We start from the raw sequence: 15,022 nt of genomic DNA, 5'->3' as shown, positions 1-15,022 counted from the left end.
AAAAAGCCAATCAATAGATTGGCTTTTTTATACTCTCAATTTCAACGATCACTTACGCCAACATAGCGAAATAAATTTTCCACACCTAAATCAGATTTTAAAATAATTAGATTTTCATAAGTTGTTGTCGTGAGAGCTTCAAAAATATTCATATTCGGATCTTCGTGCAACTCATCCACATTTTGATTCATACACTCTTCAAATCGATCAGCAATAAATTCAAACCCCAAATCCATAGCAATAAATAAAGTATGTTCACATGGCTGAATATATTGTTCTTGCGCCCAGTCAATTATTGCTTGTTTGCAAAATGGACATTCAATATTCGCAGAAGCATCGTTAAGTTCAATCAATTGATAATGCATTAGATTTGAAAAGAATAGAAAATTCTAGTGTAAAAGAAATTAATTGAAAGTTCTAGAAAAGGCTAGAACCACTCATCAAAAAACACACAATAAAATTACATTGTAATGACAATATAATTTCAAATTCTCAGTTAAAGGAAATATCTTAGTATATGTTTTAATTACAAAAAATTTAGTTTAAGAATTATCGTTGCAAAAATAATAATGTAAAATCATGGTTGTTGCAGAAATAGGATATTTTAATGCTCACTGATCTTGATGATTTTTATTGTTTTGCTCTCGTCGTTGAGCATGGTGGTTTTAGTGCCGCTGAGCGTGTAACGGATATACCAAAATCAAAACTAAGTCGTCGTGTATATAGCCTAGAAGAAAACTTAGGTGTTCGCCTGATTCAACGCAGCTCTCGTCATTTTGCTGTTACAGATATTGGGATGGATATTTATAGACATGCTCAAGTCATGATGAATGCTGCACAAGCTGCTCATGATTTGGTTGATCATCTAAGCATTCAACCTAGAGGTGTTGTAAAGGTTAGTGTTCCTGTTGATATTGCTCAAAATCAACTGCCTAAAATTTTGCCTGCTTTCTTAAAAAAATATCCAGAAATTCGTTTGCAACTTATGGTCAGCAATCGTCGAGTAGATGTCATTAATGAAGGAATTGATATTGCTTTACGTGTTCGCTCAAAACTTGATGACGATCCAAGTTTAGTTCTTAGACAATTTGCACTTATTGAACAGAGTCTATTTGCAAGTCAGGCATATCTAAATGAATTTGGAGATATAAAAAATCCAGAACAACTTAGTGAGCATCGCATTTTAAGTTTGTCGGAAGAGCATCTTGATCAACAATTCCTTTTGCACGGTCCAGACAATCAGCAAAAGAAAATCAAAGTCAGTCCTATCGTAATGGGTACAAATATCCATATGTTGGCGCAATTAGCGAGTCAAAACTGTGGCATCGCTTTATTACCTGAGAGCGCAGCAGAAGATTTTGTAAAATCTGGGCAACTCCTACCAATCTTACCCGAATGGAAAGCACCACATGGTGTATTCCATGCAGTTTATCCATCACGCCGAGGGTTACTACCTGCTGTACGAGTATTTATTGATTATTTGGTAGAACATCTTTCCGAGCATTAAAATGAATGAAAATAAAAAAGTTCGACAATTATCGAACTTTTTTATTATTCAAATTGTAGGGTAGTTTCCTACACCTTCCGGCCAAGGCGTTAATAATTCAAAGCCAGTATCTGTTACTGCAACCATATGTTCCCATTGAGCAGATAGCGAAAGATCCTGAGTAACGACGGTCCATCCATCATTTAACTCTTTTACCTGTGGCCTACCTGCATTAATCATAGGTTCAATAGTAAATACCATACCTTTCTTTAAGACCATGCCTTGTCCGCGTTGCCCATAATGCAAAATATTGGGTTGCTCGTGATAAACCTTACCAATCCCATGTCCACAATATTCGCGGACAATACTATATCCCTCTCGATGAGCAACCGACTGAATAGCATAGCCAATATCGCCTAACGTAGCTCCGGGCTTAACAGTATGAATACCTGCAACCATTGCCTCATATGTTGTTTCGACAAGTTTTTTTGCCTGTGGATTTACATTACCCACAAAATACATACGGCTCGTATCACCAAAATAGCCATCTTTAATAATGGCAACATCAATATTAATAATATCGCCATCTTTTAAAATTTTATTGGGTGATGGTATCCCATGACAAACAACTTCATTTACTGATGTACATATTGTTTTAGTGAAACCATGATAACCCACATTCGCAGGAATAACTTTTAAAGTATTTACAATATAGTCATTACACAGGTTATCTAAATATTCAGTAGATACACCTGGTTTAATATATGCCCCTATCATTTCTAAAACTTTCGCAGCAAGACGTCCAGAAACTCTTAACTTTTCTAGATCTTGTTCAGTTTTTATTGTAACAGTAGAAGCTCTCATTCGGTTTTATCCTCGTAGATACTGCTTTTACAATACCTACAAAAATGTAAGTTAATTTAGAATATTTTAGAACGGATATAGGATAGGCTGGAAGCTTTATATGCCCAAATATTCAACAGTCATAATAGAAATTTATATTTTTATTCTTGCATAATTTCTTTAAAAAGTCAGATATAAAAAATAATTTCCTAATTTCTTTCAATGGTTTTTCAATTAGATACCTTAACCAGTTGATATTTTTAATATCTACTAAAGGTTTTTATGCTCTGAAAAAAATCTTTTTCACATAAAATACCGCTTGATCATGATCTCTTTTGCTCTAAAATTCCTTCTTTTTTATTAATTTTAATTTATGCAACATCTTCGTACTGGAGATATTATTGCCCTAGGTTTTATGACCTTTGCTCTTTTTATTGGGGCTGGCAATATTATCTTTCCTCCCATTGTCGCTCAACAAGCCGGTGATCATGTATGGCTAGCCGCTATAGGCTTTTTGATTACTGCAGTTGGTTTACCCGTAATTACCATCATGGCACTCTCTCGTATGCAGGGTTCCATTGAAATTATTAGCTCTCCTTTAGGTCGTGTAGCAAGTCTGATTTTAACCGTAGTTTGTTATTTATCAGTAGGCCCTTTATTTGCTACTCCACGTACAGCTACTGTTTCTTACGAAATTGGTTTTTCTTCTTATTTTGGGACATCAAGTACTAGCCTTTTAATTTACAGCGCAATTTATTTTTCTTTTGTAACTGTAGTTTCACTTTATCCTAACAAGTTATTGGATACAGTTGGACATGTACTGGCCCCTCTAAAAATTATTGCTTTAGCAATTTTAGGCATTGCAGCAGTTATGATTCCTGCGGGTTATGTTCCTGCTCCAATCAACCATTACGTTGCATCTCCAGTTTCGGAAGGTTTCGTAAATGGTTATCTCACTATGGATACTTTAGGCGCACTAGTATTCGGTATCGTAATTATTCAAGCGATTTATTCGCGTGGTGTTACTGATAAAAAATTAGTAACTAAATATGCAATTATTGCCAGCCTTATTTCCGGTGCAGGTCTTACTTTAGTCTATTTAAGCTTATTCAAATTAGGTGTAGGTAGTCACGAAGTTGCGCCAAATGCAGCAAATGGTGCAGTAATTTTACATGCATATGTTCAACATGCTTTTGGCAATATGGGTTCATTATTCTTAACTGGCCTAATTTTTCTGGCATGTATGGTGACAGCGATTGGCTTAACTTGTGCTTGCGGTGAGTATTTTGCACAGTTAACTAAATTGCCTTACAAACTTTTAGTATTCATTTTAGTTGGTTTCTCTTTCATTATTTCTAATCTTGGATTAACCAAACTTATTGCTGTATCAGTACCTGTTTTAAGCGCAATTTATCCCCCTGCAATTGTTGTGATTATGCTGAGCTTCTTTTGGAAATTTTGGCAAAAACCTTCTTTTATTGTCGGTTCGGTAACAAGTATTGCTTTAATTTTCGGTATTATTGACGGTATTAAAGTTGCTGGTTTTGGAGATTATTTACCTGAATTTCTTCAACACTTACCTTTAAATGAACAAAACTTAGCTTGGTTGATCCCATCTTTAATTGTTCTAGCAATTACCGTAATTATCGACAAAGTTAAATTTAAAAACATTTAATTTAGTGTCTCTTTTGAAATCGAGTTTTACCCAAACATGATTTTATATATTGAATAAAATGCTGAGTTTACCCAACCGGCATTTTATTTCCACACTACTTTCAATGACAAATCAACTATAGATATAATCATTTTTTACTGTAAAATTACACTAAAATAATTTTTAGCTTACTGGGAAAGAAGAGCAACAATGAAAAGTAAATATTACCTCACACAAGCCGATGCAGAGTTTTTAATGGAAGAAGCTCAAAAATATGCAATTGAGCACAACTTTAAAGTCAGTATCGCTATTGTTGATGAAACAAGTTCTCTACTATTTATGAAAAGATTAGACGGCGCTTCACCTTTATCCTCACATTTATGTTTAGAAAAAGCAAAATGTTCTTCAATATCAGGTAGACCTTCAAAATTCTATGAAGAACTACTACAAAGTGGGCGCTTAGGTTTTTTAAGCATGCCTAGCGCGCAAGGAATGTTAGAAGGTGGAAAACCAATTATTTATGAAGGCCAAATTCTAGGGGCTATTGGTGTTTCTGGCGTTCAATCTTTTGAAGATGCAGAAATTGCTCAACATGCGATTGATACTTTTTTGAAAAAACAAAGTAATTAAACCAATTCTTGCAGAAAAGAGAAATTATTATAATTTTCACTTAAATATTTCTCTTTTCAAAAATATTATACATTTTATACAAAAATATTTAATATTTACCTTTTTTATACCTTAACTATTTATAAACATAGAGCTTTTTATAAAATTGCTTAAAATTTTTTCTATTGACTATTGAATTGAACTAAAAATAGAAGTACAACATTAAACTTATTCTTGACTAAAACATTCGGTTTTAGCGCAACCACAAGGAGGGATGGAGATGTTATCATTACATTTCAACAAACAAGTCTTCATTAACACTCTGAACAGCAAAGATTCAGTTGTTTATGGAGTAACACCGCTTGCTCTTATGCTGACTTTACTGTTTCAAGGTATGATTAAAGGAAATCTGAAACCCGAATACTTTATGTATGCGATGGTTGTTTCTTTCATATTTTGTGTGTGGGCCTTTGTCGATCATAAGATGCGAAAACTAGCTAAAAGACGTCTTAGTCAACAAAACTCGAATACTTAAAAAATGGATGAGCGATCATCCATTTTTACATACCTAAAAATAAAAAAAATTGTTCCGATAACTAAAATAGCCGTAGCTACTAGTTCAGTCACAATCAATCCTAACATCATCAAAGACATTAGCCATGAAGGCAAGCTAAAACGACCTAACTTGTGCGGACGTTTAAATTGATTTGTCGTATCCTGTAAATAGCCGTGTATGATATAAACCAAAATTGAAAGGCTAAAAAATAAAATATTTGCGAATACACACAACAGAGCAATATTTTCATTTAAAACAGTATAATAGCTTAATACAGCTAGAATTAGGGTAGCAGCTGCATAGAGCAAACTACTTCGATGAGCGATATCCACATAATAATGCGCACGACTTAATGCTGAACGGCGTATTTGCCAATATTTCCATACCCCAGTTAACATCCCTATCCATAAAAATACGCCACTAAACACAATTGCAAGCTGTACAGCTTTCGATAAATCCATCTTTTTTCCAATTATTCGTTTTATTGAAAATTTAATGAGCTATATAACATAAATATTGACTTTGCAGTCACATTTTAATCAAGTTTCATTTTGGAACTCATGTAAATTTAAAGTCATCAATAAACCAATCTTTACTTAATATTATGGATAACACTTTTGAATCATTTTGGATGACCTGCAAAGACGGTTATCAACTTGCAGCACATTTTTATCCAGCTCAATCCCCAAAGTCAGCAAATCCCGTGTTGATCTGTCCGGCAACAGGTATTACCAAAAACTTTTATCATTCTTTTGCTAACTGGTTAAGTCATCAAGGCTATGATGTATTAAGCTTTGATTTCCGTGGAATTGGAGATTCATTGCATGGGCCGTTAAAGCAAAGTACTGCAAGTATTAATGATTGGGGAGTTTTTGATATCCCTTGTGCAATTGATACCTTACTGGGGAAAACCGAAGCACAGCAAGTTACTCTTCTTGGCCATAGTGCTGGAGGACAGTTATTAGGAATTGTGCCTAATTTTCATAAAGTAGCAAAAGTTATCGCGGTCGCAGGTTCCACTGGCCATGTAAAAGGTCTTAAAGGTAAAACCAAGTTTTTAGCACCAGTAATGTTCAATGTCATATTTCCAATTTCTAGTGCTTTTAAAGGTTATGGTGCTACTCAATTTATTGGAATGGGAGAAAACTTACCTAAAAAAGTCGCCCAACAATGGCGAGAATTTTGCAGCCATCCTGGCTATGTGAAAAATGCTATTGGTAAAACAATCCACCATGATTTTCATACTGAAATTATCTGCCCTATTACTTCTATTTGGGCAAGTGACGATGAAATTGCAACCAAGCGTAACGTTGAAGATTTATTAAAACTTTATCCTAATGCACCCACAAAAATGCTAGAGCTAAATCCCGTGAAACTTGGGCATAAATCAATTGGGCACATGCTAATGTTTAAAAAATCACACCAAAACTTATGGTCACTTTTAGAACAGGAAATCCAATACTAACCTATTCATCTTTTACTTTTGCCTCTATACCCGTAATCCGGTATAGAGGTTTTTTAATATTATTACCCACTTCTTTTATAAAGTTACTTTATTAACCTAATAATTATCATAAGAAATTAAAATATATTAATCACCCATTCCTTTGTATTAAAAACAAGCATTTTTTACGTAAATACGTCGATATAGCTTTAAAGTTCTGCTATCGTTATTTATACGAAGCTGTTGTTTAAAAACGGTTAAACTAACCTATTTTTAATACAAACAGCTTCTTTTTTTCTGTTTAGCTAAACCAAAGAAATTGTTCAAGGATAAGTATGCTAGCACTAGAGCCTCGACATATTCATATGAATCAACATGCTGTTGATAAAAAGCATGCATTACAGTGTCTAGTAGATATATTGGTAAAAGATGGGTTAGTTACACCTAACTACATTACAGGACTCATCAATCGGGAACAGCAAAGTGCCACCTATTTAGGTCAAGGTATTGCTATTCCCCACGGTACCCCCCAATCTCGCGAATTTATTTTAGAAACAGGTATCCGTTTAGCTCACTTTCCAGAAGGAATAATATGGGATGGTGAAAACAGAATTTATTTAGCTGTCGTGATTGCAGCAAAATCTGATGAACATTTACAAGTTCTACAAATATTAACTCGAGCTTTAATGCATGATGTAAGTGAACAGGTAAAAAATGCTAAACAACCTGAACAAATTATTGAAATCTTACAAGCTCAACCATTATCTTTAACTTTACATGAGAATTTAATTCAAACTGAAATTGAATCTCAAGATATTGAAGATTTATTTTGGTCTGCTTCTCAGATTCTAAAAAAACACAATTTCGTAAAGTGCGGTTTTCTAAGTTCACTTGACCCTGATCAAGTTATTCAACTACAAGATCAAATCTGGTCTATTTCAAGCAGTAAGTTTGTTCAACAACCAGCAATCAGTATTGTAAAGCCCCGCCATGCTTTAGACCTAGGCGGACAAAAATTAAATACGCTAGTTTGTATAGCTGCCAATGAACAATTAGATAGCCAGAGATTTAATCGACTGATTGATATTCTGTTTAATCCAGAGCAAATTGCACAATTAGACCAAACACAAGCACCAAATGAAATTGCTAAAATCATTGGTGCAGATGTTATTCCCGATTGGCCCCACCGTTCTGTTGTACTCGCTAATGCACATGGATTACATGCTCGACCAGCAACTCATTTAGTAAACTTAACAAAAAGTTTTCAAGGTGATATCCAAGTCGCAGTAGATGAAGGCAATTTTGTTTCAGCTAAAAGTTTGACACGTCTCTTGGCTTTAGGTTGTAAACGCGGCCAAACTTTACGTTTCATTGCTGAACCAGAAACGGATGCAGTTGAAGCTTTAGATAAAGTTATTCTGGCAGTGCAACAAGGCTTAGGTGAAGAAGTTGAACCTATAAAATCTTCAGACATCAAAGTAGAGCAATCTAGTGAAATCCCAAGCCATTCAAAACCACTTAGCACAAATACAGGAATTGCTGCTTCAAGCGGTTTAGCTTTTGGCCCTGTACATGTAATTAAACCTAAGGTTTACCAATATGAACGCATGGGCTTAAGTGTCAAAGCAGAAAAAGAAAAACTTGATATTGCACTTCACGCAGTTAAAAACAATATTCACCAAGTTATTGCAAAATCTGAAGTGGCTGAAATTAAGCAAATCTTCCAAGCACATTTGGAAATGCTTGATGACCCAGATCTTATTAATGGTGTTTATCAAAAGATTAACCTAAATCTTTCTGCTCCTGCTGCTTGGCATGAGCATATTGAAGCAGCAGCCAAAGAGCAAGCAGCTTTACCAGATCGATTATTAGCTGAGCGTGCTACAGACTTACGTGATATTGGTGATCGCGTTTTGGCTCAACTCTGCGGTGAGGTCATCATTGAAGAACCTAAAGAACCTTATATATTGATCATGTATGACGTGGGACCAAGTGATGTAGCCCGCCTTAATAAAGATCGTGTAGCAGGTATTTTGACCGCCGTAGGTGGTGCAAGCGCTCATAGTGCTATTGTTGCTCGTGCTCTAGGTATCCCTGCAATTGTTGGCGCTGGCGATCAAGTACTAGATATTGAGCAAAAAAGTTCTCTTTTAATTAATGGAGATACTGGAGCTTTTATCTTAAATCCTAATGCTCAACAAATCGAACAAGCGAAACAAGAGCGAGAGCTTCAGAAAAAAATTCGTGAAGAAGCTGAACGTCATAGCCACGAACCCGCGATTACACTGGATCAACACCAAATCGAAATTGCTGCCAATTTAGGAAAAGTTCAAGCGACCCCTCATGCAGTAGAATGTGGTGCCGAAGCAATTGGCCTACTTAGGACTGAACTTGTTTTTATGGCTCATAGTAGTGCTCCGAGTGAAGCTACCCAAGAAGCAGATTATCGCATCGTTTTAGATGCTCTTGCAGGCCGTCCCCTCGTAGTACGTACGCTAGATGTAGGTGGTGACAAACCACTCCCTTACCTTCCAATTGCTGAAGAAGAAAACCCATTTTTAGGATTGAGAGGTATTCGTTTAACGCTAAGACAGCCAGAGCTGTTGCGTCAACAACTTATTGCTCTGCTTAAAGCTGCAGATGACCGCCCTTTAAGAATTATGTTTCCAATGATTGGACGTGTAGAAGAATGGCGTGCTGCAAAAGCTATTCTTGATGAAGTTAAAGCGACATATCCATGCGCCGACTTACAAATTGGGATCATGATTGAAGTTCCTTCTGCTGCTTTACTTGCACCTATCCTCGCACAAGAAGTGGACTTTTTCAGTATCGGAACAAATGACTTAACTCAATATACATTAGCCATTGACCGTGGACACCCTATTCTATCGGCAGAAGCAGATGGGCTACACCCAAGTATTTTGCAATTGATTGATCAAACTGTAAAAGCTGCACATAAGTATGGCAAATGGGTTGGTATATGTGGTGAACTCGCAGCCGATCCAAAAGCTGTGCCCATTCTAATGGGCTTAGGGGTGGATGAGCTTAGTATGTCACCGAATAGTATTCCTTTGGTTAAAGCCCAAATTCGTACACTTAACTATAGCCAAGCTCAAGTGCTTGCAAAGCGTGCACTTGAATGTGATAGCGCTACTGCTGTACGTCAGTTATCCGAACAAGAAATGTAAAGATTAGGAATGGTAATGGCTAAAGTTTTAACAATTACTTTAAATCCTGCAATTGATGTGACTATACAACTCAATGAGTTACAGATAGGTGAAGTAAACCGCCAAGAATCTGTAGAAATACATGCGGCAGGCAAAGGTTTAAATATTGCACAAGTTTTAAAAGATTTGGGGCATGAAGTTGTTGTTTCTGGTTTTCTAGGAGCAATAAATAGACAGATTTTCGATGACCATTTTAAAGAAGCTCAATTTCAATCTGAATTTATTTATATTGAAGGTGAAACTCGCCAAAATATAAAAATTGCTGAACATTCAGGACGTATGACGGATTTAAATGGAAAAGGTTTTTTCGTATCTGAACTAGATAAGAAGCACCTCTTCCAAAAAATTGAAATGATTTTGCCTCTGGTAGATGTGGTTGCTATTGCTGGAAGCCTTCCGCAGGGATTTAGTGTTGATGAGTTAAAACAACTTATTAAACTTATTCAAGCGCAAGGGAAAAAAGTTGCACTAGATACAAGTGGTAAAGCGTTGGTTGCTGCCATTGAATGTCAGCCATGGATGATTAAACCAAATACAGATGAGTTAGTAGAAAGTTATCAGCTTCCTGCTACAACCTATGCTGAACAAAAAATGCTTTTTGAAAACCTAGCCAAAATTGAACATGTCGTTATTTCGATGGGTGAAGACGGTGTAAACTGGTTACATGACACTCACCCACTTCATGCCACAGCACCTAAAGTAATAGTTAAAAGTACAGTTGGTGCGGGTGACTCTCTTTTAGCAGGTATGATTCATGGCTTATTGAGTGGCTTCTCTGCTGAAGAAACATTAAAAACTGCTACAGCAATTGCAAGTCACGCTGTAACACAAGTAGGCTTTCGTATTCCTAATACTGAAAAGCTAAACCAATTAAAAGCCCAAACAACAATCAATTCATTGAGTGAATCTGATGCCAACTGCTAAACGTTTATTATTTGTTATTAATAGTCCGCAACAGCAAGTCAATGCTTTGATTTTAGCTCGTAAGCTTGCACAAGTCGCGTCCCAACAGGGTTATCAAAATAGCATTATTTCACTTGATGAATTCGAAGTGAATGAAAGCTTTGACCAAATTATCGTTGTTGGACAACGCCCGAAAAATCTTAATATTTTTGGTACGCACCCTTTATCTTTTATTAATATTGAAGAGATCAAAAGTGATGCTCAGTCAGCTCTTCAAACTGCTTTAGATCATTTTAAGTCTGCTCAAGACTGGCAAAATGATAATAGCTTATCAGCATCTACAGCTAAAAAATTTGTTGCGATCACTGCATGTCCTACGGGCGTTGCGCATACTTTTATGGCCGCCGAAGCTTTACAGCAAGGTGCAGAAAAACACGGTTATGATATTGAAGTAGAAACTCAAGGTTCCGTTGGCGCAAAAAATATCTTATCACCTCAAGCTATTGCTGATGCAGACATCGTTATTCTTGCGACTGACATTGAAGTTAATACAGACCGTTTTGTAGGTAAACGTGTTTATAGATGTAGTACAGGTTTTGCTCTAAAGCAAACAGATAAAGCTTTCGCCGAGGCAATCAGTAATGCGCAAGTTTTAGAACAAGGTAAGCAACAAACATCTACAGAAAATAAAGATAAAGCCGAAAAAGTTGGCGTATATAAACATCTCTTAACAGGTGTCTCTTATATGTTACCAATGGTGGTGGCAGGAGGTCTTTTAATTGCCCTCTCTTTATGCTTTGGTCTCAATGCAGCTGAGCAAGCAGGCAGCTTACCAGCCATATTAAAACAAATCGGGGCCGCAGCATTTATGCTTATGGTTCCAATGTTATCTGGTTATATTGCCTACTCAATTGCTGACCGTCCTGGTCTCGCACCTGGTTTAATTGGAGGCTTACTCGCTTCTCAGCTACAAGCAGGTTTTCTAGGAGGTATTGTCTCTGGTTTTCTTGCAGGCTATATCGCACTTTTTATTGCAAAAAAACTCAAACTTCCTACAAGTTTAGAAGCACTTAAGCCCATTTTAATTATTCCGTTATTAGGTACATTATTTGTTGGCCTTATCATGTTTTATGTGGTTGGACAGCCCGTAGCGCATATTTTTGAGCTAATGAAAGATTTCTTAAACAACATGGGTACAACAAATGCCGTGTTAATGGGAATTATATTAGCAAGCATGATGTGTATTGATTTGGGTGGTCCAATCAATAAAGCAGCTTACGCTTTTACTGTGGGGTTACTGACTACAAATACTTATATGCCTATGGCAGCCACGATGGCCGGTGGTATGGTCCCTGCTCTTGGTATGGCTATTGCGACTTTCATTGCTAAAAATAAATTTAGTACAGGAGAAAAAGATGCAGGTAAAGCAGCTTTTGTATTAGGTTTATGTTTTATTTCTGAAGGTGCTATTCCCTTTGCAGCTAAAGACCCTATGCGTGTAATCCCAACATGTATTTTAGGTGGAGCTGTGACTGGCGCACTTGTTGCATTATTCCATTGCGAGTTAGTTACTCCTCACGGCGGTGTATTTGTTCTTTTAATTCCAAATGCAATTAATCATGCTTGGCTATACCTTGCTGCAATCGCTGCTGGGAGTGTGGTTACAGGCATAAGCTATGCTATTGTTAAGAAAAAAATAGAAGATAAAACAGCAACTATTTCATAATTAAAAAGGGAGAAAATAAATTCTCCCTTTTTAATAGTCATTCATTTTATAGAACTTATATCATTTGATTTGAACAGCTCTTGCCATAATGTGTGCAGGCACTTCTTCTGCCAACATTACAGTTAAAGATGGTTCTTTTTGCGACTTAGTAGATAAATTTTGCGATTCTAAAACTGCGCTTACATCTTTTGGAGCTAATCTAAACATGGCACCTGTTGCAGGATCTACAATTAAAATGCCAATTAGCCCACCAAAAAGAATATTACCAAAATACCATCCACTTAATGTACCCGTAACTTCTACAGTCTTACTTTGATAACCTGCTTTACTAAAAGTGACCTGATAACTTTCTGGTTTAAAATAGCCTGCTCCCTTTTTCAAACTTACGGTTGCTGGAGTTTGTCCAGTATGGATTTTTATTCCTTTACGATTTTTAATCTCAATGGTCGCAGACTCTGGAACACTAGTGAAAGTAAGTGTTTGAGAAGAACCAGAAACTATAGTTGCGCAACCATTAATTCCCACAGTTAATGCAATCAACGAACTAATTAGTAATTTTTTCATCATTAAGCTCAAAGAGTTATCAATATTTATTGGAACGCGCACTATAATAAATGAAACAAAAAATAACAATTAAAATACATTTCTTTAGATTAACTATTGAACATTTACTAACATAAATATTATTAAAATTATAATTTATAGATAAAAATAGCTCTATTTCAATAGCTCATTATCTCAAATTACTGTTGAAATTTATTAATAAAAATCAAATACTTGAAACATAAGGCTGATTTTATTTTACTAAATAATAGATGTTTCATGTTAAATGTATGGTAAATTTTACCAATATCAAAACAATACAAACCATTGATATACATAAATATTTATTATTTAAATATATTAATTTTTCATAGTTATGACTTTAGAGACAAAAACTTTCTCGTTCAATGCCACGGTCAAATCATAATTTTTTTTCTACGATGCCTTTGCAAGCAACATCGTTCAATTAACGAGCAAGCAAGTTTAGATGTAATCTCATATATCTGTTCAAAGAGTTTTAGGTCAGGCCCTGATAAGCAGTATGAACCTTTAATAATCTTTGATTATAGAGGAAGAATATTTGCAGTCTATGCAAAGTAAAGTGGTATTCATAAAGATAAGGACAGTTAAACCATGTCATTGTTAAGTGAAGCTATATAACTTTTGCTCAACAAGTAAAGTCCTGATATAACTTGCTTGATGAAACTATATTTTTCAACTATTAAAGATAGTTCACCAGAAATGCGATCCACCAAGGTATGGGGAAAAGTCAATGACAAAGAAGTATGCGCGTTTTTTACCTACAACAGAATCTTTCACTCTTGAAGATTTTCCATATTATTGGATTACTCAAGTACATGCTCAGTATGTACAAAATATTGATAATGCTTTAAAAAAATATGGTTTAGATAACTCACGTCGACGCATTATGTTGGCCTTAAGCAGCAAGCCTCATGCGAGTGTTTCTGAACTTTCAGATATGATTATTTCAAAAATGTCGACCACCACAAAAATTGTTTATCGTTTGAAAGATGAAGGATTGGTTAAGACCTACTCTTGCCAGACTGATGGTCGTATTACTCGTGTAGTACTTACAGAAAAAGGCACTGAAATGATCAATAAGATCAATGACCTAACCAGTGTAGTACTTGAACAGTCTTTTGAAGGTATTACTCCTTTGCAGTTAGAAAAAATGATGGAAAGTTTAAAATTACTTTTAAAGAACCTTTCTCGCTAAGATGAAATAAGAATCTATTTATAAGCAATAGTTAAGCTCTCATTACGAGAGCTTAACTATTTTAATGTCTCTACTTTGATATTGAGAGAAATAGCATCCCACATAAAATAATCAATTAACCTTCTATCTGTTGACTTGAGCTCTTAAGTCCAGTAGAAATTCTCTTTCAATAACTGAATAGCAAATTTCGGAAAATGGCTAAAAGAAAATACAAAAGTGACAAATTTCAGGTACGTCGTATTAACCGTAGCTGGTGGGTACTCGAGAAAGAGCTTGAATCAAACTGCTATTTAAAACATGAGCAAGTGGCAACAAAAACCTTAGCAAACAACTACGCCGATGATTATATCGAACAATACTATATGAACTTGTACATTCAACAACAGTTGAAAAAACCAGAAATCGTATAAAAAGCCTTTTTGGCTTTTTTTATTTTATATAGATTTAGTTTATAAAAACTAAAAATTATGAATAAAAAAAACCTACATCTTGGGGAAAATGTAGGCTATAAAATGCACAAAAAGGAAATATATATCCTTTTTGACAAAAGAATTTTACGATAATATAAGCTATTATTTTATATTACTTTTGTAAACTTAATAGTGCTTATTGTATTTATTTAAACTCTGTTTAGGATACCTTTATTTATATATTGTGAATAAAATTTGATAAATCAAATTTATTAATTTTTTAATTTACTACTTTTCATCATTACATTAGACTTCCTTCATAAATCATTTTTCAATCAATTTAATTGTTTATCTTTCACCCAATCTAAATTGTATATGCCAGCA

14 protein-coding genes are annotated in these 15,022 nt (G+C 35.1%); 10 read left to right on the top strand and 4 right to left on the bottom strand.

Translation table 11 applies throughout. The annotated features are described in order from the left end of the window. Nucleotides 1–41: 41 nt before the first annotated feature. Complete coding sequence (locus HJG58_RS09805) at nt 42–365, bottom strand: hypothetical protein (RefSeq protein WP_125740062.1); 324 nt, start codon at nt 363–365, stop codon at nt 42–44. Nucleotides 366–607: 242 nt separating this feature from the next. On the opposite strand from HJG58_RS09805, the gene HJG58_RS09800 reads away from it, so the two are divergent. Beyond that, nucleotides 608–1,507 carry a LysR family transcriptional regulator gene (locus HJG58_RS09800; protein WP_170248737.1) on the top strand — a complete coding sequence of 300 codons (900 nt, stop codon included), beginning with the start codon at nt 608–610 and terminating at the stop codon, nt 1,505–1,507. 48 nt (nt 1,508–1,555) lie between these two features. Here HJG58_RS09800 and map read toward each other — a convergent pair whose 3' ends face one another. Further along, entirely contained in the window at nt 1,556–2,350 is a 795-nt protein-coding gene (map, locus tag HJG58_RS09795; protein ID WP_170248736.1) for a type I methionyl aminopeptidase, read from the bottom strand. Nucleotides 2,351–2,702: 352 nt separating this feature from the next. Here map and brnQ point away from each other — a divergent pair, with 352 nt between their 5' ends. The 3 genes from brnQ (at nt 2,703) to HJG58_RS09780 (ending at nt 5,127) form a co-directional block, all read left to right on the top strand. After that, a complete protein-coding gene (brnQ, locus tag HJG58_RS09790; protein ID WP_170248735.1) occupies nt 2,703–4,004 on the top strand; it encodes a branched-chain amino acid transport system II carrier protein in 1,302 nt (433 codons plus the stop codon). 189 nt (nt 4,005–4,193) lie between these two features. Further along, nucleotides 4,194–4,613, top strand: a complete 420-nt coding sequence (locus HJG58_RS09785; protein ID WP_170248734.1) for a GlcG/HbpS family heme-binding protein — start codon at nt 4,194–4,196, stop codon at nt 4,611–4,613. A gap of 259 nt (nt 4,614–4,872) precedes the next feature. Next, on the top strand, nt 4,873–5,127 hold the full coding sequence (locus tag HJG58_RS09780) for a hypothetical protein (RefSeq protein WP_005068965.1): 255 nt from the start codon (nt 4,873–4,875) through the stop codon (nt 5,125–5,127). Here the strand turns inward: HJG58_RS09780 and HJG58_RS09775 are convergent. Then, nucleotides 5,124–5,609, bottom strand: a complete 486-nt coding sequence (locus tag HJG58_RS09775; protein WP_170248733.1) for a hypothetical protein — start codon at nt 5,607–5,609, stop codon at nt 5,124–5,126. The two genes, HJG58_RS09780 and HJG58_RS09775, sit on opposite strands and share 4 nt — an antisense overlap. 143 nt (nt 5,610–5,752) lie before the next feature. Here HJG58_RS09775 and HJG58_RS09770 point away from each other — a divergent pair, with 143 nt between their 5' ends. The 4 genes from HJG58_RS09770 (at nt 5,753) to HJG58_RS09755 (ending at nt 12,448) form a co-directional block, all read left to right on the top strand. After that, nucleotides 5,753–6,613 (top strand): alpha/beta hydrolase family protein, encoded by an 861-nt coding sequence (locus HJG58_RS09770; RefSeq protein WP_170248732.1) that lies wholly within the window; start codon nt 5,753–5,755, stop codon nt 6,611–6,613. Nucleotides 6,614–6,927: 314 nt separating this feature from the next. Beyond that, on the top strand, nt 6,928–9,780 hold the full coding sequence (ptsP, locus tag HJG58_RS09765; RefSeq protein ID WP_170248731.1) for a phosphoenolpyruvate--protein phosphotransferase: 2,853 nt from the start codon (nt 6,928–6,930) through the stop codon (nt 9,778–9,780). Between the two features lie 15 nt (nt 9,781–9,795). Continuing rightward, on the top strand, nt 9,796–10,743 hold the full coding sequence (gene pfkB, locus HJG58_RS09760; protein WP_170248730.1) for a 1-phosphofructokinase: 948 nt from the start codon (nt 9,796–9,798) through the stop codon (nt 10,741–10,743). Continuing rightward, complete coding sequence (locus tag HJG58_RS09755) at nt 10,730–12,448, top strand: fructose-specific PTS transporter subunit EIIC (protein ID WP_170248729.1); 1,719 nt, start codon at nt 10,730–10,732, stop codon at nt 12,446–12,448. The genes pfkB and HJG58_RS09755 overlap by 14 nt, the downstream gene beginning before the upstream one ends. A gap of 60 nt (nt 12,449–12,508) precedes the next feature. On the opposite strand, the gene HJG58_RS09750 is transcribed toward HJG58_RS09755, so the two are convergent. Further along, on the bottom strand, nt 12,509–13,012 hold the full coding sequence (locus HJG58_RS09750) for a peptidase associated/transthyretin-like domain-containing protein (protein WP_170248728.1): 504 nt from the start codon (nt 13,010–13,012) through the stop codon (nt 12,509–12,511). A gap of 751 nt (nt 13,013–13,763) precedes the next feature. Between HJG58_RS09750 and HJG58_RS09745 the strand changes: the two genes are divergently transcribed. Together HJG58_RS09745 and HJG58_RS09740 are read left to right on the top strand one after the other, a co-directional pair. Next, nucleotides 13,764–14,228, top strand: coding sequence for a MarR family winged helix-turn-helix transcriptional regulator (locus tag HJG58_RS09745; protein WP_170248727.1), 465 nt, complete (start codon nt 13,764–13,766; stop codon nt 14,226–14,228). Nucleotides 14,229–14,422: 194 nt separating this feature from the next. After that, nucleotides 14,423–14,638: a hypothetical protein gene (locus tag HJG58_RS09740; protein ID WP_170248726.1), complete on the top strand. Its 216-nt coding sequence runs from the start codon at nt 14,423–14,425 to the stop codon at nt 14,636–14,638. Nucleotides 14,639–15,022: the final 384 nt, after the last annotated feature.

The sequence above is a fragment of the Acinetobacter geminorum genome (assembly GCF_013009345.1).
GTDB classification, from domain to species: domain Bacteria; phylum Pseudomonadota; class Gammaproteobacteria; order Pseudomonadales; family Moraxellaceae; genus Acinetobacter; species Acinetobacter geminorum.
Note: the sequence above shows the minus strand (reverse complement) of the source record. Positions and strands in the feature narration are given on the sequence as shown.

Coding starts and splice junctions, on each gene's coding strand:
- HJG58_RS09805 (WP_125740062.1), bottom strand. CDS start 365: ATGCATTATCAATTGATTGAACTTAACGATGCTTCTGCGAATATTGAA.
- HJG58_RS09800 (WP_170248737.1), top strand. CDS start 608: ATGCTCACTGATCTTGATGATTTTTATTGTTTTGCTCTCGTCGTTGAG.
- map (WP_170248736.1), bottom strand. CDS start 2,350: ATGAGAGCTTCTACTGTTACAATAAAAACTGAACAAGATCTAGAAAAG.
- brnQ (WP_170248735.1), top strand. CDS start 2,703: ATGCAACATCTTCGTACTGGAGATATTATTGCCCTAGGTTTTATGACC.
- HJG58_RS09785 (WP_170248734.1), top strand. CDS start 4,194: ATGAAAAGTAAATATTACCTCACACAAGCCGATGCAGAGTTTTTAATG.
- HJG58_RS09780 (WP_005068965.1), top strand. CDS start 4,873: ATGTTATCATTACATTTCAACAAACAAGTCTTCATTAACACTCTGAAC.
- HJG58_RS09775 (WP_170248733.1), bottom strand. CDS start 5,609: ATGGATTTATCGAAAGCTGTACAGCTTGCAATTGTGTTTAGTGGCGTA.
- HJG58_RS09770 (WP_170248732.1), top strand. CDS start 5,753: ATGGATAACACTTTTGAATCATTTTGGATGACCTGCAAAGACGGTTAT.
- ptsP (WP_170248731.1), top strand. CDS start 6,928: ATGCTAGCACTAGAGCCTCGACATATTCATATGAATCAACATGCTGTT.
- pfkB (WP_170248730.1), top strand. CDS start 9,796: ATGGCTAAAGTTTTAACAATTACTTTAAATCCTGCAATTGATGTGACT.
- HJG58_RS09755 (WP_170248729.1), top strand. CDS start 10,730: ATGCCAACTGCTAAACGTTTATTATTTGTTATTAATAGTCCGCAACAG.
- HJG58_RS09750 (WP_170248728.1), bottom strand. CDS start 13,012: ATGAAAAAATTACTAATTAGTTCGTTGATTGCATTAACTGTGGGAATT.
- HJG58_RS09745 (WP_170248727.1), top strand. CDS start 13,764: ATGACAAAGAAGTATGCGCGTTTTTTACCTACAACAGAATCTTTCACT.
- HJG58_RS09740 (WP_170248726.1), top strand. CDS start 14,423: ATGGCTAAAAGAAAATACAAAAGTGACAAATTTCAGGTACGTCGTATT.